The 20,816-nt window shown below is 72.4% G+C and carries 20 protein-coding genes; 8 read left to right on the top strand and 12 right to left on the bottom strand.

The features are described 5' to 3' along the window. Positions 1–156: 156 nt before the first annotated feature. Positions 157–669: a DinB family protein gene (locus M2163_RS11945; RefSeq protein WP_280852796.1), complete on the bottom strand. Its 513-nt coding sequence runs from the start codon at positions 667–669 to the stop codon at positions 157–159. A gap of 120 nt (positions 670–789) precedes the next feature. On the opposite strand from M2163_RS11945, the gene M2163_RS11940 reads away from it, so the two are divergent. Further along, positions 790–1,695, top strand: a complete 906-nt coding sequence (locus M2163_RS11940; protein WP_280893946.1) for a Gfo/Idh/MocA family oxidoreductase — start codon at positions 790–792, stop codon at positions 1,693–1,695. Here the strand turns inward: M2163_RS11940 and lnt are convergent. The 6 genes from lnt to M2163_RS11910 all read right to left on the bottom strand — a co-directional run bounded on the left by lnt (position 1,619) and on the right by M2163_RS11910 (position 7,234). After that, positions 1,619–3,178, bottom strand: a complete 1,560-nt coding sequence (gene lnt, locus M2163_RS11935; protein ID WP_280852798.1) for an apolipoprotein N-acyltransferase — start codon at positions 3,176–3,178, stop codon at positions 1,619–1,621. The two genes, M2163_RS11940 and lnt, sit on opposite strands and share 77 nt — an antisense overlap. Positions 3,179–3,242: 64 nt before the next feature. Beyond that, on the bottom strand, positions 3,243–3,725 hold the full coding sequence (locus M2163_RS11930) for a nuclear transport factor 2 family protein (RefSeq protein ID WP_280893945.1): 483 nt from the start codon (positions 3,723–3,725) through the stop codon (positions 3,243–3,245). A gap of 93 nt (positions 3,726–3,818) precedes the next feature. Next, positions 3,819–4,991: an FAD-dependent monooxygenase gene (locus M2163_RS11925; RefSeq protein WP_280893944.1), complete on the bottom strand. Its 1,173-nt coding sequence runs from the start codon at positions 4,989–4,991 to the stop codon at positions 3,819–3,821. Between the two features lie 46 nt (positions 4,992–5,037). After that, complete coding sequence (locus tag M2163_RS11920; protein ID WP_078936148.1) at positions 5,038–5,217, bottom strand: hypothetical protein; 180 nt, start codon at positions 5,215–5,217, stop codon at positions 5,038–5,040. Between the two features lie 519 nt (positions 5,218–5,736). After that, positions 5,737–6,612 carry an undecaprenyl-diphosphate phosphatase gene (locus tag M2163_RS11915; protein ID WP_280852802.1) on the bottom strand — a complete coding sequence of 292 codons (876 nt, stop codon included), beginning with the start codon at positions 6,610–6,612 and terminating at the stop codon, positions 5,737–5,739. Between the two features lie 151 nt (positions 6,613–6,763). Further along, entirely contained in the window at positions 6,764–7,234 is a 471-nt protein-coding gene (locus tag M2163_RS11910; RefSeq protein WP_280893943.1) for a helix-turn-helix domain-containing protein, read from the bottom strand. 124 nt (positions 7,235–7,358) lie between these two features. Here M2163_RS11910 and M2163_RS11905 point away from each other — a divergent pair, with 124 nt between their 5' ends. Further along, entirely contained in the window at positions 7,359–8,528 is a 1,170-nt protein-coding gene (locus M2163_RS11905; protein WP_280893942.1) for a thiolase family protein, read from the top strand. A gap of 44 nt (positions 8,529–8,572) precedes the next feature. Here M2163_RS11905 and M2163_RS11900 read toward each other — a convergent pair whose 3' ends face one another. Further along, positions 8,573–9,340: a TVP38/TMEM64 family protein gene (locus tag M2163_RS11900; protein WP_280852805.1), complete on the bottom strand. Its 768-nt coding sequence runs from the start codon at positions 9,338–9,340 to the stop codon at positions 8,573–8,575. A gap of 316 nt (positions 9,341–9,656) precedes the next feature. Here M2163_RS11900 and tuf point away from each other — a divergent pair, with 316 nt between their 5' ends. Continuing rightward, positions 9,657–10,826, top strand: a complete 1,170-nt coding sequence (gene tuf, locus M2163_RS11895) for an elongation factor Tu (RefSeq protein ID WP_280852806.1) — start codon at positions 9,657–9,659, stop codon at positions 10,824–10,826. 97 nt (positions 10,827–10,923) lie between these two features. Continuing rightward, positions 10,924–11,769, top strand: a complete 846-nt coding sequence (locus M2163_RS11890; protein ID WP_280893941.1) for a fused MFS/spermidine synthase — start codon at positions 10,924–10,926, stop codon at positions 11,767–11,769. Between the two features lie 623 nt (positions 11,770–12,392). Here the strand turns inward: M2163_RS11890 and M2163_RS11885 are convergent. After that, positions 12,393–13,691: an MFS transporter gene (locus M2163_RS11885; protein ID WP_280852808.1), complete on the bottom strand. Its 1,299-nt coding sequence runs from the start codon at positions 13,689–13,691 to the stop codon at positions 12,393–12,395. A 200-nt stretch (positions 13,692–13,891) separates the two neighbouring features. On the opposite strand from M2163_RS11885, the gene M2163_RS11880 reads away from it, so the two are divergent. Continuing rightward, the gene (locus M2163_RS11880) at positions 13,892–14,329 is read left to right on the top strand and encodes a DUF4442 domain-containing protein (protein ID WP_280854257.1); all 438 of its coding nucleotides are present in this window, start codon (positions 13,892–13,894) and stop codon (positions 14,327–14,329) included. A gap of 77 nt (positions 14,330–14,406) precedes the next feature. Here the strand turns inward: M2163_RS11880 and galU are convergent, their stop codons facing one another. Beyond that, positions 14,407–15,372 (bottom strand): UTP--glucose-1-phosphate uridylyltransferase GalU, encoded by a 966-nt coding sequence (galU, locus tag M2163_RS11875; protein WP_280852809.1) that lies wholly within the window; start codon positions 15,370–15,372, stop codon positions 14,407–14,409. A gap of 503 nt (positions 15,373–15,875) precedes the next feature. Here galU and M2163_RS11870 point away from each other — a divergent pair. Next, complete coding sequence (locus M2163_RS11870; protein ID WP_280854258.1) at positions 15,876–17,642, top strand: RICIN domain-containing protein; 1,767 nt, start codon at positions 15,876–15,878, stop codon at positions 17,640–17,642. Positions 17,643–17,741: 99 nt separating this feature from the next. Further along, positions 17,742–18,392 (top strand): DedA family protein, encoded by a 651-nt coding sequence (locus M2163_RS11865; protein WP_280852810.1) that lies wholly within the window; start codon positions 17,742–17,744, stop codon positions 18,390–18,392. Positions 18,393–18,395: 3 nt separating this feature from the next. Here the strand turns inward: M2163_RS11865 and M2163_RS11860 are convergent, their stop codons facing one another. Then, positions 18,396–18,929: a gamma carbonic anhydrase family protein gene (locus M2163_RS11860; RefSeq protein WP_280852811.1), complete on the bottom strand. Its 534-nt coding sequence runs from the start codon at positions 18,927–18,929 to the stop codon at positions 18,396–18,398. A gap of 106 nt (positions 18,930–19,035) precedes the next feature. Here M2163_RS11860 and M2163_RS11855 point away from each other — a divergent pair, with 106 nt between their 5' ends. Further along, complete coding sequence (locus tag M2163_RS11855) at positions 19,036–19,791, top strand: acyltransferase (RefSeq protein ID WP_280852812.1); 756 nt, start codon at positions 19,036–19,038, stop codon at positions 19,789–19,791. 97 nt (positions 19,792–19,888) lie between these two features. On the opposite strand, the gene M2163_RS11850 is transcribed toward M2163_RS11855, so the two are convergent. Continuing rightward, complete coding sequence (locus tag M2163_RS11850) at positions 19,889–20,746, bottom strand: EamA family transporter (RefSeq protein WP_280893940.1); 858 nt, start codon at positions 20,744–20,746, stop codon at positions 19,889–19,891. Positions 20,747–20,816 lie beyond the last annotated feature (70 nt).

The following is a 20,816-nucleotide window of genomic DNA, read 5'->3' as shown; positions in this document are numbered from 1 at the left end:
GCCACGGTGACCAGGAGCGTTGCGGTAGTCGTGGTTCGATGCACCCGCGTCACTCTGCTGGTTCGGGCGACCTCCGCGACAGCGGACAAGCGGAGGTTGCCCCGCACGGGTGATCTCCGCCCCCGTACGGCGTCCCCGGGCCTCCCCGTGCTGACGTCAGTCGCCGGTCGCGCCGTCGAGGCGCTCACGGATCAGGTCGGCATGGCCGTTGTGACGGGCGTACTCCTCGATCATGTGGGTGTACAGCCAGCGCAGGTTGAACCGCTCCCCGGTCCGGCGGTGCTTGCCCACGGTGATGTCGTCCAGGCCGAAGCGGGCGGCGTTCTCCCGGGCCTCGGCGATCTCGGCCTGCCAGGTGCCGTACGCCTCCTGCCAGGTGTCCGCCTCGCTGAGACGGAACTCGCCGTCCGGGTCGGCCTCGCTGTAGTAGATCGGCCCCACCTCCTCGTCGGCCAGGACCCGGCGGAACCAGCCGCGCTCCACCTCCGCCATGTGCCGTACCAGGCCCATCAGGGAGAGCGTGGACGGCTCCACCGCGGCGGTCCTGAGCTGGGCGTCGGTCAGGCCCTCGCACTTCCAGGCCAGCGTCTGCCGGTGGTAGTCCAGCCAGCCCTCCAGCATGGTGCGTTCGTCGGCGGTGGTCGCGGGTTCGGCGCGCTGCGTCGTCATGCTCGCATCCTGACCCACCCGACCCCTCACCACCAGCGAATTCCCGGCCGCAGACCGTGGCCCGCCGCAGCCGCCGTATGCTTCCGGCAAAGCCCTGGCCGGACAACTGGAGGAGCCCACGTGAAGGTCGGCTGCATCGGACTCGGAGACATCGCGCAGAAGGCGTACCTTCCGGTGCTCAGCGGCCTGCCCGGCATCGAACTGCACGTGCAGACGCGGACGCCGGCGACGCTGGCCCGGGTCGCCGACGGACTCCACCTGCCCGAGGGACAGCGCCACCGCGACCTCGACTCACTGCTCGCCCAGGACCTCGACGCAGCCTTCGTGCACGCGCCGACGATCGCACACCCCGAGATCGTCGCGCGGCTGCTGGAGGCGGGCGTACCGACGTACGTCGACAAGCCGCTCGCCTACGAACTCGCCGACTCCGAACGGCTGGTGGCGCTCGCCGAGCAGCGGCAGGTCAGTCTCGCCGTCGGGTTCAACCGGCGGTACGCCCCCGGATACGCGCAGTGCGCCGAGCATCCGCGCGAGCTGATCCTCATGCAGAAGAACCGGATCGGGCTCCCGGAGGAACCGCGGGCGATGATCCTCGACGACTTCATCCACGTCGTCGACACCCTGCGGTTCCTGGCGCCGGGGCCGGTCGACGACGTGACGGTACGCGCGCGCGTGGAGGACGGTCTGCTGCACCACGTGGTGCTCCAGCTGGCCGGGGACGGCTTCACCGCGCTCGGGGTGATGAACCGGCTCAGCGGTTCGGCCGAGGAGATCCTGGAGGTGTCCGGACAGGACACCAAGCGGCAGGTGCTCAACCTCGCCGAGGTGATCGACCACAAGGGCCAGCCGACCGTACGGCGGCGCGGCGACTGGGTGCCGGTGGCCCGGCAGCGCGGCATCGAGCAGGCGGTGCTCGCCTTCCTCGACGCCGTGCGCGCGGGGAAGGTGCTCAGCGCCCGGGACGCGCTGGCGACCCATGAGCTGTGCGAGCGGGTGGTACGCGCGGTCCAGGATCGGACTGCCTGAACCGCCGGCCCAGTTGGACGGCGCCCCACACGGCGAGGACCAGCAGGGACGCGTGCACCGGCCAGTCGCCGAGGCGGACGTAGGCCGTGGTCCCGGTCGCCAGCGGGACGTCGTACACGCGCGCGGTGCTCGCGTCGGTGCCGACCCACCGACCGACGCGCCCGCCGCTCGGATCGTAGACGGCGGAGACACCGGTCAGGGTCGAGTGCACCATCGGACGGCCCGTCTCGGCGGCGCGCAGGGCGGCCAGCGAGGCGTGCTGCTCGGGGGCCCAGCTCTGCTGGAAGGACGAGGTCGCCGACTGGGCGATCAGCACCTGGGCCCCGGCCTCGGCGAGATGGCGGCTCATGTCGGGGAACGCCGACTCGAAGCACACCATCGGACCGACCTTCAGCCCGTGGCCGACGTCCATCACGACCTGCTCGGAGCCGTGCCTGCGGTTCTCGGCCGCCGCCTTGCCGACCGAGGTGACCCAGCCGAGCAGTGAGCGGGCCGGGATGTACTCGCCGAAGGGGACCAGGCGCATCTTGTCGTAGCGGTCGCCGGTGGGGCCGTCGGGGCCGACCAGGACCGAGCTCTTGTAGATGCCGGGCTTGTCGGAGCGGCGGGCGTCCACGTTGACGAGGATGTCGGCGCCGGTCTCCTCGGAGAGCGCCGCGATCCGCTTGGCCAGATCGGGCCGGTCGAAGAGGTCGAAGCCGACACTGCTCTCACCCCAGACGATCAGGTCGGCGTCCTGCGCGGCGAGGTCGCGGGTCAGCTGCTCCTCGCGGGCGAAGCGCCGGTCGGGACCGTCGATGACCCCGGGCTGGACGACCGCGATCCGTGTGCTGTCCCCGGTGTCGGGGCGCGGGGCCCACATCCAGGCCGCCGAGGTCACGGCCGCTGCGGCGACCAGGCCGGCCACGGCGGGCACCCGGGACTCGCGGACCGTCACCAGCACGGCTACCGCCACGTTGACGGCCACGATCAGGAAGCTGATCAGCCACACCCCGCCCACCGAGGCCAGCCGCAGCGCCGGAGCGACCTCCCACTGGCTGGCGCCGAGCACGCCCCAGGGGCCGCCGAGCCCCTGCCAGGAGCGGACGAGCTCGATGCCGAGCCAGCCTGACGGCAGCAGGGCCAGGGCCGCGGCGATCCGGCCGCGCGCGGGTGTCCCGGCCAGGAAGTGCCGTACCAGCGCGCCCCACGGGGCCCACAGCGCGCCCAGCAGGGCGCCGATGACGAAGATGAACACGCTCAGGCTCGGCAGCAGCCAGTGGTGCATCCCCACCATGAACCCAAAACCGCCGGCCCAGCCGTCGTACGCCGCCCGTTTCGCCGTCGGGGCCGAGCGGATCAGCGCGATCCAGGGGACGAGGGCGACGTAGGCGAACCACCACAGCGACGGTGCCGGGAACGCGAGGACGGGGAGGGCGCCCGCCAGCACGGCGACGGTGGTGCGCCGCCACGGGGAGGCAAGCCAGTGGCCGAACGTGTTCATGTGGCGCCTCCTACCCCGTGTGGGTCTCCAGTGTGCGTGTGGTTGACCACCCGAGGGCGTCGGCTCAGTTGATCACAGGTGCGGGCCGGGCGTCCGGCAGCCGCCGCCACTTCTCGCGCACGACGACCTCGCTGAGCCGCCAGCCGTCGGCCGTGCGCAGCAGCGCGAAGGCGTAACGCCCTCCGCAGACGAAGTCGGGGGCGGTGGAGGGGGCGTCGCCGGTGAGGCGCATGGGGTTGATGTAGTCGGCCTGGACGCGGGCCGTGTCACCGGTGTCCTGGTCCAGGGTGCCGAACCGGACCCGGCGGTTGACGATCAGGTGCTGCCGCATGGAGAACAGCGCCAGGCTCTCCGCGAGCCAGGCGGCGACATGGTGCGCGTCCCCCTCGATCCCGCCCGCCGAGCGGTAGTCGGCCCGCCCGTCGGAGGTGAACAGTCCTCGGTACGCCTCCCAGTCGCCGTCGTCGACGGCCACGGCGTAGTCGGTGACGAGTGCGTCCACGGCCAGCCGGTCCATCACGGTCGCGAGCTCCACACGCTGCGTCATCGGCTCAGTGTTGGGCATGGGGCGGGCCGAGCCAAGGGGCGTGCGGGGACATTCGGACGGCCCGCGGCGGCGGTCGCCCGGGAGCGACGCTTCTCAGCCGTCGGCCAGGACGTCGGCCGGCCAGGCGGCCGAGTGCGGGCCGAACCTGTTCTCGGACGCGAGGGCGACCAGCCGGGCGTTGCGCTCCTCGGCCTCGGGGCCGTCCGGCAGGTGGTAGTCGTGACCCGCCCGTGCCGAACCTGCCTGCACGGCCGTGGCGGCCGGGGCCCGCCTGCGGACGTACCGGTCCAGCGCGTCGGGCACCTCCGCCGGGGTGGCGCCCGTGAGGCAGTCGCCGAGGACGGCCGCGTCCATGACGGCCTGGGCCGCGCCCTGGGCCTGGAAGGGCACCATCGCGTGGGCGCTGTCCCCGAGCAGGGTGATCCGGCCGAGATTCCAGCGGGGGAGCGGGGCGCGGGTGTGGATGCCGTAGCGCAGGACCCGGCCCGCGCGCTCCAGGACGGTCAGCAGCCGGGGGTCCCAGCCGGCGAAGGTGCGCAGCTGCTCGCCGGGTTCCGCCTGGGCGGTCCAGGACTCCTGGGCCGCCCGGTCCGTCTCGAACACGGCCACGACGTTGAGGAGTTCGCCGCGGCGCAGCCAGTAGTGGACGACGTGGCGGTTCGGTCCGAGCCAGCCGGCGTACTCCGGGAGGTCCAGGTCGGCGACCTCGGCGGCGGGGAGCAGGGCCCGGTAGGCGGCGGTGTGCGAGAACACCGCCTCGTCGGCGCCGAAGAGCCACTGGCGCGCGGCGGAGCGGATGCCGTCGGCGGCCACGACGAGGTCGGCGTCCAGCCGTTCGCCGCTCGCCGTCGTCACGTGGGCCGTCCTGTCGTCCTGGTCGACACCGACGACGGCGGTGGCCAGGCGCAGCGATCCCGGCGGTACGGCGGTGACGAGGGCCCGTTGCAGATCGGCCCGGTGGACTTGCAGATACGGCGCCCCGAACTCCTCCTCGGCTTCCGGGCCGATGACATAGCGACAGATCTCCGCCCCGTCGGACCAGGTGCGGAAGCTGATGTGGGCCGGGCGGGTGGAGTGTTCCGCGACCGCGTCGAGCAGGTCCAGCCGGCGCAGTACGCGGGTGGCGTTGGGGGCGAGCTGGATGCCGGCGCCGATCTCGGTGAGCCGCCAAGACTGCTCGACAAGGGTCACGTCATGGCCGGCCCGGTGCAGGCTCAGCGTCGCGGTGAGACCACCGATGCCCGCGCCCACGACGATCGCTCTCATGGCAGGACCTCACTTCGAGGAACGCGCCTACGTGCTCAGGCGGGGCTCAGGCCGCCTTGATGACGTCACCGCGGATCGCGGCCGCCCATTCGACCACCAACAGCTCGTACTCCGCGCGCTCCTGTGCCGACAGGGTGCCGCCGGCGCGCATCCACAGCGCCCGGATCTGCTCGTTCACCTCGGCAGCGGACCGCACGGAACCAGGGGTCACGGAATCGGGGGACATGCGCACAAGCCTAGGCGCAAGCACTGACAGTGCGCTACCGGACGGCTACGCACAACGTATGCGATGGGTCACGGGTTTCGGGGCGCGCGCCCTGTGACGGTGCCGCGGGTCAGTCGGTCCAGACGACCACGCACTGCCCGCGCCGCGCGGCCTCGCGGTAGAACTCCCGCATCGCGTCGAAGTGTTCCACCAGGTGGGCGCGCACGTCACCGCTAGCCCAGGGGCCGAAACCGCAGACGGCGGCCGCCTCGTCGGGGGAGTCCGGCAGGCCGGCGAGCAGGGCGCCGGTGTCGATGGCGTCGAGACCGCGCGGTCGAGCAGCGCGACCGTGCCGGGGTCGGCGCCGGATCCACGGGAGTGGCGGATGAGCCCCCCACCGCCCAGCCGGTGTCCAGGAGGTCCTCGGCCGGCGGCTCCCAGTCCGGTGCCGCGCCCGGTGCGTCCAGGGCCGTGACGCGGCAGCGTTCCAGGTACTCGGGCGTGACCCGCGCGAACTGCCGTGTCAGGGCCACGTGCGGCTCAGCCCGCCGACTCCGCCGCGTGCGGGCTCAGGACGCCCATCGTGACCAGGGCGATGATGACGATGCCGAGGGCGATGCGGTACCAGACGAAGGGCATGAAGCTCTTGGTCGAGATGAACTTCATGAACCAGGCGATGACCGCGTAGCCGACGACGAAGGCGATCACCGTGGCGAAGATCGTGGGCCCCCAGGAGACGTGGTCGCTCTCCAGCGCGTCCTTCAACTCGAAGAGCCCGGAGGCCAGTACGGCCGGAATGGCGAGGAGGAAGGAGTAGCGGGCCGCGGACTCGCGCCTGTAGCCCATGAAGAGGCCGCCGCTGATGGTGGCGCCGGAACGGGAGACACCCGGGACGAGGGCCATGGACTGGCACAGGCCGAAGATCAGGCCGTCCTTGACGCCGAGGTCCTCAAGTCCCTTGCGCTGCTTGGGCGCGCGATGCCGCCCGCCGGTCTCGTCCCGTGCCGCCAGCCGGTCGGCGACGCCGATGACGATGCCGACGACGATCAACATCGTGGCGGTGATGCGCAGATCGCGGAACGGCCCCTCGATCTGGTCCTTGAACAGCAGTCCCAGCACGCCGATCGGGATGGACCCGACGATCACCAGCCAGCCCATCTGGGCGTCGTGGTCGCTGCGCAGCTCCTTCTTGACGAGGGACCGGCTCCAGGTCGAGACGATCCGCCCGATGTCCTTGCGGAAGTAGATCAGCACGGCGGCCTCGGTGCCGATCTGGGTGATCGCGGTGAAGGCCGCCCCGGGGTCCTTCCAGCCGGAGAAGGCCGCGGTCAGCCGCAGATGCGCACTGGAGGAGACGGGAAGGAACTCGGTCAGCCCCTGGACGAGTCCGAGGATGAGTGATTCGAACCAAGACATGAAGTTACGGCGTCCAAGTGCTGGTCGTGTGACGGGAGTCGGGCGCGCCACATCACCGGGCGCGGTGATCAGGGTGCGAGGGCAGCGTAGCGTCCCGCGGTGACGGCCCGGCCACAGGGGCGGGCCTGCCCGGACAGGGCCAGGAGAGCGCCTACGCGGCCGTCGGGCCCGTCACCGTCCAGCCGGGGGTCTGCGGGTGGGACGTCAGGTCCTCGTGCACGACCGTGCCGCGGCAGGCGGAGCAGACGACCACGGGCTCCAGCTCGTGGCCGCAGACGTGCTCCAGGACCATGGGACGGTCGTCCTCCCTGCGCAGGTGCCGGTCGCCCCACGCCATGAGCGTGAGCAGCACCGGCTCCAGTTCCAGCCCCGCCTGTGTGGGCCGGTACTCGAAGCGCTGCGGCCGCTCGCTGTAGACCCGCTTGGTCAGGATCCCGGCGTCGACGAGCCGGCGCAGCCGGGTGGCCAGGATGTCGCGCGGGGCTCCGATGTTGCGCACGAGCTGGTCGAAGCGGCCGTTGCCCAGGCAGACCTCCCGCAGGACGAGCAGGGAGTACTTCTCGCCGACGAGCGCCAGGGCGTCGGCGATGGAGCAGGGGCGAGGGTCTCGGGTGGCGGCCATGGAGCCCAGTCTAGAGGAGGGTTTGGTTCTCCAACTCAAGGGTTTGATTTTCCAACTCGTCAGGCTATGGTGAGTTTGGATTTCCTACTCGTCAGTAATCGCCCCTCTGATGGAGGCCCGCACCATGCGTGACGCAGTGATCGTCGAAGCCGTACGCACCCCCGTGGGCAAGGGCAAGCCGAACGGCGCCCTCGCGCACGTGCACCCCGTCGAACTCCTCGCCCACACCCTGCGCGCCCTCGTGGAGCGCTCCGGTGTCGACCCGGCCCTCATCGACGACGTCATCGGCGGCACCGTCGACCAGGTCGGCGAGCAGGCCATGAACACCACCCGCTACGCCGCCCTGTCCGCGGGCTTCCCGGAGACGGTCCCGGCGACCACCGTGGACCGCCAGTGCGGCTCCTCCCAGCAGGCCGTGCACTTCGCCGCGCAGGGCGTGATCGCGGGCGCGTACGACATCGTCGTCGCCTGCGGAGTGGAGTCGATGAGCAGGGTGCCGATGTGGTCGAACGTCCCCGCGGGCAAGGACCCCTTCGGCCCCGGGATCGCCGCTCGCTACGAGGAGGGCCTGGTCCCGCAGGGCATCAGCGCGGAGCTCATCGCCGCGAAGTGGTCGATCACACGCGAGCAGATGGACGCGTTCGCCGTCTCCTCCCACCGCAAGGCCGCTGCGGCCTGGGACAAGGGGCTCTTCGACGCCGAGGTTGCTCCCCTGGAGGGTCTTACGCGCGACGAGTGCGTACGCCCGGGCACCACCCCCGAGATCCTCGCCGGCCTCAAGCCCGCCTACCACGACCCGGACTTCGCCGAACGCTTCCCCCAGATCGAGTGGAACGTCACGGCGGGCAACGCCAGCCCGATCAACGACGGCGCCTCGGCCGTCCTGATCATGTCGAGCGAGACGGCCGCACGCCTGGGCCTGCGCCCCCTGGCCCGGCTGCACAGCTTCGCCGTCACCGGCTCCGACCCCGTCCTCATGCTCACCGGAGTCGTCCCGGCCACGGAACAGGTCCTGCGCCGGGCCGGGCTCTCCCTCGACGACATCGACCTCTTCGAGGTCAACGAGGCGTTCTCCAGTGTGGTCCTGGCCTGGCAGCAGGAGACGGGCGCGGACCTGGCCAAGGTCAACGTCCACGGGGGCGCGATCGCGATAGGCCACCCCCTGGGCGCGAGCGGCACCCGTCTGACGACGACGCTGGTGCACGCGATGCGTGAACGCGGGGCACGGTACGCACTGCAGACGATGTGCGAGGCGGGCGGACTGGCCAACGCGATGATCCTGGAGAGGGTGTGAGCGAGGCGCCTTCAGGGGCCCGCCCGCCCCACCCGCTCAGGCGTTCAACGGCGGCGCAGCTGATGCCGCTTGCGCCAGGCCACGATCGCCCCCGCCAGTCCCGGCAGGGCGATCGCGGCCATGGCGATCAGGAACGCCGGTGACGTGGGCGCCGAGGCCCGCGCCCCGGCGACCACGTACGCGGCGGTGTTCGGGACCGACCCGAGCGCCGTCGCGGTGAGGAAGGGCACGTAGCCCATGCGGGAGACCGCGGCGCAGTAGTTCGCCGCGGCGAACGGCACCCCGGGGAACAGCCGGGCCGCCAGCATCGAGCGGAACCCGTGCCGGCTCAACTGCCCGTCCGCCGCCTTCAGCCACCGCCCCCGCAGCAACGGCCGCAGCGCGTCCTGTCCGAGCACCCGGCCCAGACCGAAGGCGATGCCCGCCCCGAGCACGGTGCCCGCGAGCGCCGAGGCCAGCCCCAGCTGCGAGCCGAAGAGCGCGCCCGCGGCCAGGTTCAGCAGCGGCCGCGGCACGAAGGCCACCGTGCACAGCCCGTACGCCACCCCGAACACGACCGCGGCCGCGATGCCGCCGAGCTGGGGCGGCCAGCCGTCCGAGAGCAGTCTCTGGGGCTCGAAGAGCAGGACCGTGGACGCGGCGCCCGCGAGCAGCGCGACCAGCAGGGAGAGCCGGGACCACGGCGACAGCAGCACTCTCGTGCAGCGCGCGGTGAGACCCACCGGAGCGGGGGCGGGGAGAGCGAGCTCCGTGACGATGGCCGGGGGAGTGGCCGTGGCGGTGCCCCCAGAGCGGGTGGTGGCATCGAGCATCCAGTGACGGTAACCGACATGAAGGTGTGATCGCCGTACGGATGCCGCCGGTTGTGCGACGGGCGGCCGTGAAAAACCGTTCGACGTGGGACGACGCGTCGGACATGATCTGCGTCATGTTCCGGTTCGCCTTCGCTCTCGCAGCATCCGCAGTCGCGGATGCGCCGAAGGCTGCCGTTCCCGTGTTCCTGGCCGCCGCAGACGGCGCCCGAAGCTGACCCTCTCCGGACAGTCCGGCGGACCCCGCAGGGGAGGGTCGGCGAGTCCTTGGGGTCCCCGTTCCTCCACGAACACGAAGAGGCTTCGAGGTACAGCCATGTCCAAGACCGCTTACGTGCGCACCAAGCCGCACCTGAACATCGGCACGATGGGGCACGTCGACCACGGCAAGACCACCCTGACCGCCGCCATCACCAAGGTCCTCGCCGAGCGCGGCGGCGGCACGTTCGTGCCGTTCGACCGCATCGACCGCGCCCCGGAGGAGGCTGCGCGCGGGATCACCATCAACATCGCGCACGTCGAGTACGAGACCGACACCCGGCACTACGCGCACGTGGACATGCCGGGCCACGCCGACTACGTCAAGAACATGGTCACCGGGGCCGCGCAGCTCGACGGGGCGATCCTCGTCGTCTCCGCGCTCGACGGGATCATGCCGCAGACCGCCGAACACGTGCTGCTCGCGCGGCAGGTGGGCGTCGACCACGTGGTGGTCGCCCTCAACAAGGCGGACGCGGCCGACGAGGAGCTGGTCGAGCTCGTCGAGCTGGAGGTCCGTGAGCTGCTCACCGCGCACGGCTACGGCGGCGACGCCGTGCCCGTCGTACGGGTCTCGGGGCTCAAGGCCCTGGAGGGGGACCCGCGGTGGACGGCGTCGATCGAGGCGCTGCTCGACGCGGTGGACACGTATGTGCCCATTCCGGAGCGGTATCTGGACGCGCCGTTCCTGATGCCCGTCGAGAACGTGCTCACCATCACCGGCCGGGGGACCGTGGTGACCGGAGCCGTCGAGCGGGGCACCGTGCGCGTCGGTGACCGGGTCGAGGTGCTCGGGGCCGCCGTGGAGAGTGTGGTGACCGGCGTCGAGACCTTCGGCAAGCCGATGGAGGAGGCCCAGGCCGGGGACAACGTGGCGTTGCTGCTGCGGGGTGTTCCCCGGGACGCGGTCCGGCGGGGCCATGTCGTGGCCGCGCCCGGCAGTGTGGTGCCCGGTCGGCGCTTCACCGCGCAGGTGTACGTGCTGTCGGCGCGGGAGGGCGGGCGGACGACGCCGGTCTCCACCGGGTACCGGCCGCAGTTCTACATCCGTACCGCGGATGTGGTGGGGGATGTGGACCTCGGTGAGGTGGGGGTCGCCCGGCCCGGGGACCGCGTCGTGATGACCGTGGAACTGGGACGGGACGTGCCGCTCGAGCCAGGTCTCGGATTCGCCATCCGTGAGGGTGGTCGGACCGTCGGGGCGGGGACCGTCACCGCCCTTGTGTGAGGGGGGGTCGGTTGTGGGGGACTGGGGGACCGGCGTGGCCGGTCACGCAGTCCCCCGCGCCCCTCACGGCGCGCTCCTGGCCAGGCACAATGGCAGGGTGACCGACTCCCTTCCCGTCGCCCGTGCCGTCGACCACGGGTTCGCCAAGCTGATGCCCGACGTCGATCGGGAGCGGGCCTGGTTGCTGACCGTGGACGGGGCACCGCAGTCGTACGTCGACCTGGACGAGCCGACGCATCTGGAGTTCGAGTACGCGCGGCGGCTCGGGCACGTCCTGGACGGCATCGCAAAGGCGGGGCGGGCGCTCGACGTCCTCCATCTCGGCGGGGGCGCCCTGACGTTGCCGCGGTACCTGGCGGCCACCCGGCCCGGCTCGCGGCAGGACGTCGTCGAGTTCGACCGGGGGCTGCTGGAGTTCGTGGCCGAGCATCTGCCGCTTCCGGCCGGAGCGGGGATCGCGTTGCACGCGGCCGACGCGCGGGCGTGGCTGGAAAGCGCGCCCGCGGACAGCGCCGACGTGCTGGTCGCCGACGTCTTCGGAGGGTCGCGGGTCCCGGCGCACCTGACGTCCCTGGAGTACGCCCACGAGACCGCGCGGGTGCTCCGCGGCGACGGCGTCTACCTCGCGAACCTCGCCGACGCGGCGCCCTTCGCCTTCCTGCGCTCCCAACTCGCCAACTTCGCCGAGGTTTTCGAGGAGCTCGTCCTGATCGCCGAGCCCGGGGTGCTGCGCGGGCGGCGCTTCGGGAACGCCGTACTCGTCGCCGCACGGCAGCCCCTGGACACGGCCGCACTCGCACGGCGTACGGCGGCCGACGCCTTCCCCGCCCGGGTCGAACACGGCACGGCACTGAGGAAGTTCATGGACACGGCACGCCCGGTGCGGGACGAGGAGGCCGTGCCCTCACCCGTGCCCCCCGACGGGGCGTTCGGTGTCGGCTGAGTCGGGGCCGGAAGGGGCGGCGCGGCTTGTGCGCGTCCGGCACGGACGGGACCGCCTCGGCCTTCTTGGTGCTGTGGCGGCCGCGATCAGGGCCGGGCGGTCCTGCCGGGTGGCGGGGCGCCCCGACGTCGGTTCCGCGGGGGTCCTTGGGTGATGTGAGGGGGTTGTTGTGTCACCCGTGCCCCCCGCGACGGGCGTTCGGTGTCGGCCGAGGCGGGGGCCGGGCGTGGGTGACGTGTTCGGTGGTGGCGCGGTTTGCCTCCCGTCCGGGACGGACAGGACGGCCTCGGCCATTTTGGTGCTGTGGCGGCCGCGATCAGGGCCGGGCGGTCCTGCCGGGTGGCGGGGCGCCCCGACGTCGGTTCCGCGGGGGTCCTTGGGTGATGTGAGGGGGTTGTTGTGTCACCTGTGCCCCCGCGACGGGCGTTCGGTGTCGGCTGAGGCGGGGGCCGGGCGTGGGTGACGTGTTCGGTGGTGGCGCGGTTTGCCCCCGTCCGGGACGGACAGGACGGCCTCGGCCATTTTGGTGCCGTGGCGGCCGCGATCAGGGCCGAGCGGTCCTGCCGGGTGGCGGGACGCCCCGATGTTGGTTCCGCGGGGCCCCTGGTGTGAGGGACGCGGCGTCAGCCCGGGCCCCCGGCGGCGCGTTCGGTGTCGGCTGAGGCGGGGGCCGGGAGGGGGGTGACGTGTTTGGTGGTGCGGCGCAGGTTGCGGACGTCCGGTACGCACAGGACCGCCGCGGTGACCGCGACGATCAGGCCCGAGCAGGCCCACAGCGCCGTGGGGCGTCCCAGCGCCGACTCCGCGGGGCCCGCCAGTGCGGCGGCGAGCGGCACGAGGGCCACCGAGCCGAACCAGTCGTAGGCCGAGACCCGGGACAGCTTGTCCTCCGGTATCTCCTGGTGCAGGGCGGTCATCCAGGAGACGCCGAACACCTCGATGGTCGCGCCGGCGACGAACATCGCCGTGCACAGGAGGGGCACCGAGACCGGCACGGCCAGCGCGGCGGAGGGCAGCGCGAGCGGGAACACGCACAGGATGCCCACGAACAGCAGGCGCCGCGGCTTCCAGCGGGTCATGAGCAGGGCGCCCACGACCGTGCCCGCACCGAAGAAACCGAGGGCCACGCCCCAGGGGCCCGCCCCGCCCAGGTGGTCCCGGGCGACGAGCGGGCCGTAGACGGCGTCGGCGGCGCCCAGGACCGCGTTGGCGACGGAGAACTGGACGACGATGCCCCACAGCCACGGCCGCCCCGCGACCTCCCGCCAGCCGTCCCGGAGATCGGCCAGGATGCCGGCGCCCGGTGCGCGGGCCGGAATGTGGCTCACGTCCAGGAGCGAGCGGAGCGAACCGGCGGCCGCGAAGGCGACGGCGTCCGCCGCGAGCACCCAGCCGGGGCCGACGGCCGCGACCATCGCGCCGCCGAGCGCGGCACCGCCCACCGCCGCGCCCTGCATCGCCATCCGGAACACCGCGAAGGCCCGGCCGGCCTGCTCGCCGCTCACCGAGGACAGCAGCATCCCCTCGGCCGCCGGGCTGAAGAACGCGTGGCCCGTCCCGCCGAGCGCGGTGAGCAGCATCATCTGCCACAGCCGGGGTTCGCCGGTCAGGACGAGGACGGCGAAGGCGCCCTGGGAGAGGCAGTTGAGGGTGTTGGCCGCGACCATCACCCGATGCCGGGGCAGGCGGTCCGCCACGGCACCGCCGATCAGCAGGAACACCACGAGCGGGAGGGTGCGCGCGGCGGCCACCAGGCCCACGTCGGCGCTGTCGCCGCCCGCCTCCAGCACGGCGAACGCGGCGGCGATCATGGCGCCGTTGCTGCCGAGGTTGGTCACGAACGCGGCGGCGGTCAGGAGGCTGTAGTTGCGGCTCGCCCAGGCGGGCCTGCGGGCGCGGGAGGAGTCGGCGGAGGGGGTCACCGGGCTGACTATCGCCGCCGCGATGCCGCATTGCCAAACCGTTTGCGGGCCGGATCCGGCTTCTACCCGGCGGATCCCGCTTCCACCCCCCCGACGCCGGCAGTGTGCGCGGCCGCGTCAAGGAGACGCCGATCACCTGTGGCGAACCTGGTCAGGGTGATTTACTCGTGGGTAACATCCCGGTCATGAGCGCAGACCAGATGTCCGTCGGCGAGATGCTCGCCGCCACCGTGCCCATGGTGCGGACCCTGAACCTCGAGTTCCTGGAGACCGGCCCGGAGAAGGTCGTGGTCGCCCTGCCCGACCAGGGGGAGTTCCACAACCATGTGGGCGGACCGCACGCCGGTGCGATGTTCACGCTCGCCGAGTCCGCCAGCGGGGCGGTCGTCCTGGCCGCGTTCGGCGACCAGCTCTCGCGTGCGGTCCCGCTCGCCGTCAACGCCGAGATCGCCTACCGCAAGCTCGCGATGGGCGCGGTGACCGCCACGGCGACCCTGGGCCGCCCGGCCTCCGAGGTCGTCGCCGAACTCGACGCCGGCCAGCGCCCCGAGTTCCCGGTCACGATCGAGATCCGCCGCGCGGACGGGGCGGTCACCGGCGAGATGACGGTGGTGTGGACCCTGCGGCCGAACAGCTGAGACCGGGAGGCGGCGGCCGGCCCGTCCGTGGCCCGGTCACGGGCACCGCCCGTCGGTGACCGCCGGTGCATGTCCGTTCAGGCGGCCGACCGGCTCCCCCGGCGGGCTGCCTCGCCGCTCCCCAGCTCCGCCACGAACCCCTTGAGCCAGTCGGTGAACTCCGGGCCCAGGTCGGGGCGGGCGCAGGCCAGGCGGACCACCGTGCGCAGGTAGTCGGCCTTGTCGCCGGTGTCGTAGCGCAGGCCGTCGAAGACGACGCCGTGGACCGTGCCGTCGGCAGCGAGGCTCTGGAGGGCGTCGGTGAGCTGGATCTCGCCGCCGCGGCCCGGCGGGGTGCGGTCCAGGACGTCGAAGACCGCGGGGTCGAGGACGTAGCGGCCGATGACCGCGTAGGTGCTCGGCGCCTCCTCGGGCGAGGGCTTCTCCACCAGGCCGGTCACGCGCACCACGCCCTCGTCCTGCGTCGGCCGGACCGCGGCGCAGCCGTAGAGGTGGATCTGCTCGCGCGGCACCTCCATGAGGGCCACCACGCTCCCGGCGTACCGGTCGCGGACGTCGAGCATCGTGCTGAGCAGGGTCTCGCGCGGGTCGATCAGGTCGTCGCCGAGGAGCACGGCGAACGGCTGGTCGCCGACATGGCGACGGGCGCAGAGCACCGCGTGGCCGAGGCCGAGCGGCTCGCCCTGCCGGATGTGGTGGATGTCGGCGAGGCGGGCCGGGTCGCGTACCGCGTCCAGGCGTACCGCGTCGCCCTTGGCCGTCAGGGCCTGCTCCAGCTCGAAGGCGTTGTCGAAGTGGTCCTCGATGGCCCGCTTGTGGCGGCCGGTGACCATCAGGACGTCATGGAGTCCGGCCGCGGCGGCCTCCTCGACGACGTACTGGATGGCCGGCTTGTCGACGACCGGGAGCATCTCCTTCGGTGTCGCCTTGGTCGCCGGCAGGAACCGGGTGCCGAGCCCGGCGGCCGGGACGACCGCCTTGCGGACCGTGCGGCGCAGGGTGTGGGTGGGGACGGTGGCGTCGGTCGTGTGGGGGACGATCATGCGGATCAGGCTGCCGCAGGGGGATGAGAGCACACCGGGAGACGCCTGGGAGCCGGCTGTGGACCGCGCCGTGGAGCCGCGCGGCGCGAGAGATTTCCTGGGCCAAGCATCAGGCTGCCGTGGACCACTCGACAGCCATCTCCGGTTATTTCGAATACGGGTGCGGATACCGGCGGTAACTTTTTTGAAGCGGCCTCTTTTTGAACATGGGTCACTCCCCCTTCTTGTTTGCTGTGCGCCCAGCGTGCGAAGGTGATCGCCCCCCCATGGCCGGGTCACAACCGACGCGGCACAGGTATGCACCAATCAGGCGCCTGCTTTCCGAGGACACGTATATTCCATGCGGTCCTGCGGCTTGGAAGGAATTGGTCCCCGTGCAATCCGCTTACCCCCCACGACCCCCTTACCCGCCCCGCCCCGGATCGAGCCCGGCGGAGTCCGACCGCAATCTCCTGGCCCGGCTGGCGGACAATCGCGTGGACGCCCATGCCGTCGCGCTGCTGATGGCGCGGCACTGGCAGGCGACCCACGCGTACGCGGTCATCTGTCTCGCCTCCTGGTCGGGTTCGGCCTCGATGGCGGCGGCGGCCGCATTTCACCGTGTGCTCGGAAGGGCGGGCGACGGCGCACTGCGTCCCCAACTTCTCGTTGCCGTCAGGGAGTTCGTCAAGGAGTGGGCCGCGGACGACGACATCGCCGCCGTGCTGCCGGAACTCCGCAAGACGATCGGCGGTCGCGGGCTGCGCGCCGCGAGGTCCGTCACCCCCGAAAGGCGACTGCTCGCCGAGCGCGCATTCCGGGCCCTCCCCGGGGCTTCCCAATGCCTCTTGTGGCATACCGAGGTCGAGGCCGAACCCATATCCGTACCGGCCGGTCTGCTGGGTGTGGACGCGGCCCGGGCGGCGACCGCCCTTGAGCAGGCCCGCGAGCAATTCCGCACCGGCTGTGTCCGTGCCCACCGGGAACTCGCGCCCACCAGTGAATGCCGTTTCTACAATCGTCTCCTTGATGTCCCGATTCGTCGGGGCGGGGACCTTCTGCCCGATGTCCGTGAACACCTGACGGAATGCCGCTACTGCCGTCACGCCGCCGAACAGCTCAGCCATTTCGAGGGCGGTCTCGACGTGCTGCTCGCCGAGACGGTGCTCGGCTGGGGCGCCCACCGCTACCTCGACTCACGGCCCGCGCGGGACACCGGGCGACCGGCCCCGGCCCCGCCCGGCGCGGCCCGCGCGAAGCCCGGCGGGCGCCACCGCCCCGTCCCGGCAGGCTTCCTCGCGCAGCCGCGCAGGAGCACCCGGGCCGTGCTCGTGGGCGCGGGCCTGACCTCCCTGGCCCTGCTCGCGACGGTGCTGGTCGCCAGGAGCTGGTCCGACGACGGCGGTGTTCCCACGACCGGCGCCACGTGGGGCGCGGTGAGCGGCAACACCGTACGGCCGAGCCGGTCGGAGATCTCCCGGAACGCCGGTTCCCCGTCCACTGCCTCCATGAGCGACCCCGTCGAGGTCGGTCACGGCACGCTCCGCAACGCCGACGACGGCCTGTGCCTGGACACCCGCGACGCGCGGATCACGGACGGTGCGCAGGCCGTGCTGACGGAGTGCTCCTCGGCCGCGTCGCAGCAGTGGGTCTACCAGGAGGACGGACTGCTGCGCAGCGCGGCCGACCCCGGGCTCTGTCTCGACTCGGACGCCGAGCGGCGGTCGGTCGTGGTCGCCGACTGCCTGACCCGCACGGGAGAGGTCCGCTACGACCTCACCGTGCGCGGCGAACTGCTGCTGCGCCGCGGGAAGGGGCTCCTGGTGGCCGCCGGCAAGGGGGACGCCGTCGTGGTCACCGAACGCGACGGCTCGAAGAGGCAGCGGTGGCTGCTGGAGTCCACCGGCTCCGGCGCGCCGGAGCAGCAGGGGACGCGGTCGCCGCAGGACACGGAGCGGGCCCGGCCCTCCGAGGAGCCCGGCGGCGAGTCCGTGACCCCCGGTCTCGCCCCGCCGGCGCTCCCGCCCTCCGACCCCGGCGCCCACGAGGACCGCAGCCCCGGCGGACCCACGGAAGGGCACGCGACCCCGACCGAGCAGTACGGGACGCGGGTGGCCCAGGTCGGCCACGACGACGCGGCGCCGACCGCCCCGCCCCTCCCGGCGGCTCCGGCCGAGCGGGCCGGGTCGGCGGTGGGCCCGGTCGTGGGGGCCGCCACATCGGTGACGGCGCCCGGTGCCCCGGCCCTGGACGCGCTCGCCCTCCGTGCGGGGCGCGGCCCGGGCCGTTGAGCCGGTGCCCCCGACGCCGGTTCCCGTGAACCGGTAGGCTTCCCCGGCGTGCGTCGGCAGGTGACGCACGCCGGGAACGCGACTTGGGAGGAACCGGCGTTGCACGTCCAGGAATGGCTCGACACCGTGCCCCCGGCCGCCGTCTACGCCCTGGTGGGCCTGGTCATCGGCCTGGAGAGCCTGGGCATTCCGCTGCCCGGCGAGATCATCCTGGTCTCCGCCGCGCTGCTGTCCTCGCAGCACGCGGGCATCAACCCGGTGGTGCTCGGCGCATGCGCCAGCATCGGTGCGGTCGTCGGCGACTCCATCGGCTACGCGATCGGACGCAAGGGTGGACGGCCGCTGCTGGCCTGGCTGGGCGACAAGTTCCCGCGGCACTTCAGCGAGGGCCATGTCGCCACGGCGGAGCGGTCCTTCGAGAAGTGGGGCATGTGGGCGGTGTTCTTCGGCCGCTTCGTCGCGCTGCTGAGGATCTTCGCCGGACCGCTCGCCGGTGTGCTGCGGATGCCGTACTGGAAGTTCCTGATCGCCAACGTGCTGGGCGGGATCGTCTGGGCGGGCGGCACGACGGCGGTCATCTACTACGTCGGGATCGTCGCGGAGTCCTGGCTGAAGCGGTTCTCGTGGCTCGGGCTCGTGCTCGCCGTGCTGATCGGCCTGACGTCGATGCTGGTGCTCAAGCGCAAGGCGAAGAAGGCGACGGCGCAGATGCAGGCGGCCGAACCGGAAACCGTCCCGGCCGCCGACTGAGCCTCACGGCGTCTCGTGCACCTCGCGGTGGGCCTTGGACAGGTCCGCGTAGAGGGTTCCGTTCAACGTGACCCCCTGACGCTCCTCCTCCGTCAGCTCCCGCCGCACCTTCGCCGGTACGCCCGCCACCAGTGAACCCGGCGGCACCTGCATGCCCTGCGGAACCAGCGCCTGGGCCGCCACCAGGGAACCCGCCCCGATCACCGCGCCGTTCAGCACGGTCGCGCCCATGCCGATCAGGCAGTCGTCCTCGACCGTGGCGCCGTGGACGACGGCGTTGTGCCCCACGGACACCCGCTCGCCGATCGTCACCGGGAAGCCGGGGTCGGCGTGAAGCGTGCAGTTGTCCTGGATGTTGCTCTGGGCTCCGACTGAGATGCGTTCTACGTCGCCGCGCGCGACCGCGCCGTACCAGAGGCTCGCCCCCGCCCGCAGCGTCACGTCTCCGATCACCGACGCGGTGGGCGCCACGAAGGCCTCCCCGTCGATCTGCGGTTCCCTTCCGCCGATGCCCGTGATCAACGCCCTGTGCGCCATTTCGCCTCCTGGTTCGCGATATCCCGAACCGTACGCCACCCGGTTGGGGCGAAGATCACAAGCCCACGGGCTCATAAGGGCCGCCCGCGCTCAGTACGGTGAGCTCGTGCCGAAGAGCAAGAACACGTTCTCATCCTGGCGGGGCCGCCTCGTCCAGCGTGCCGTCCACGCGGGCTGGGCCTGGGTGCAGCGCACGGGCTCCGTCACCGCCGAGCGCCCGGGGCGCTTCCGCTTCGGCGCGCTGGGGGCGCACACCCGGCTGGCCTTTCCGCTCGGCACGGTGTTCGGCGAGCCGTGGATCCATGTGGGCTCCCACTGCATCGTCGGCGAGCAGGTCACCCTGACCGCCGGTCTGATGCCCGACCTGGACCTCGGCCCGGAGCCGATCCTGCGCATCGGCGACGGGGTCGTGCTGGGGCGCGGCAGCCATGTCATCGCGGACACCACGGTCACCATCGGCAGCGACTGCTACTTCGGGCCGTACGTCTACGTCACCTCCACCAACCACTCCTACGACGATCCCCACGAGCCCATCGGCAAGCAGTGGCCGCGGATGGAGCCGGTGGAGATCGGGTCGGGGTGCTGGATCGGGACCGGGGCGGTGATCCTGCCGGGAGCGCGGATCGGGCGGAACGTGGTGGTCGCGGCCGGTGCGGTGGTCCGGGGCGTGGTCCCGGACCACGCCGTGGTGGCCGGGGCGCCTGCCCGGGTCGTACGGCGCTGGACCGCCGAGGACGGCTGGCAGCCGCCGTTGCGCACGCCGGCGCCTGTGCCGATCCCTCCGGGAGCTACGGCGGAGTCGTTGAGTGCGTTGGCGGGGTTGGACGAGGAGGCTGTGGCGAAGCTGGCTGAGCTGGACTGAGGGTGCCCAAGGGGGTGCCGGGTTCGGTTGTCCGGCGGCTGCGGGGTGGTGGGGGCTTGTCGCGCAGTTCCCCGCGCCCCTTGAGGGCGTTGCAGTGTCACCCCGTTGCCAGGAGCAGGGTGCCCAGCAGGGCCAGGCCTGCCCCCGTCGCCTGGAGGGCACGGAGGCGCTCTCTGAGGAAGCCCCGGGCTGCCAGGGCCGTGACCACCGGGTAGAGGGAGGCGAGGACGGCGGCCACCGTGACCGGGCCGTGCTGGGCGGCCACCGAGTACGTGCCGTTCGCCGCCACGTCCGCGAGGCCGATGAAGGCGAGCGCGGGGAGGGGCGGCCAGGGGAAGCCGGTCGTCGGGAGGGCGGGGGCCCCGCGCCGAACCGATGCGCACAGGGCCGCCCCGCCCACGGCCACGTTGACCAGGCGCTGTACGAACAGGGCGAGGAACAGGCCCGTGACGGTCGTGGACGCCTCCGCGATCAGGACGAACACCGTGCCGAAGCCGAGGGCCGCGATCAGGGTCAGGACGATCGCCTCGCGCTGGACCGGGGCGCCCCGGAGCTGAGGGCCGCCCGCGAGGACCACTCCCGTCACGGCCACCGCGATCCCCGCGGCCTGCACCGGGCCGGGACGCTCGCCGAGGAGGAGGCCCACGCCGACCGGGACGGCCACGCTGAGCGTGCCCAGCGGGGAGACGACTCCCATCGGACCCAGCGCGAGCGCCTTGTAGAAGCAGATGAGGGCCACCGGTCCGGCCAGTCCCGCGGCGAACGCGAACCACAGCCGGGGGCCCGCCTCGCTCCAGCCGTTCGTGGCCACCACGATCGCACCGAGTACGGCCGCCGCGATCCCCTGCGACACGACCACCACCGTCAGCGCCGGGAGCCGTCGGGTCAGCACCCCGCCGCCGAAGTCGGCCAGACCCCACAACAGGCTGGTGGCCAGGGCGAAGAATGCTGTCACGGCTCGCCTCGCAGTACAGTTCGGTGAACGATCGGGTGCACCCCACCGTAGTTCATTCAGTTGCACCGTG

It is taken from the genome of Streptomyces sp. SAI-135 (genome assembly GCF_029893805.1).
Classification (GTDB): Bacteria; Actinomycetota; Actinomycetes; order Streptomycetales; family Streptomycetaceae; genus Streptomyces.
Note: the sequence above shows the minus strand (reverse complement) of the source record. Positions and strands in the feature narration are given on the sequence as shown.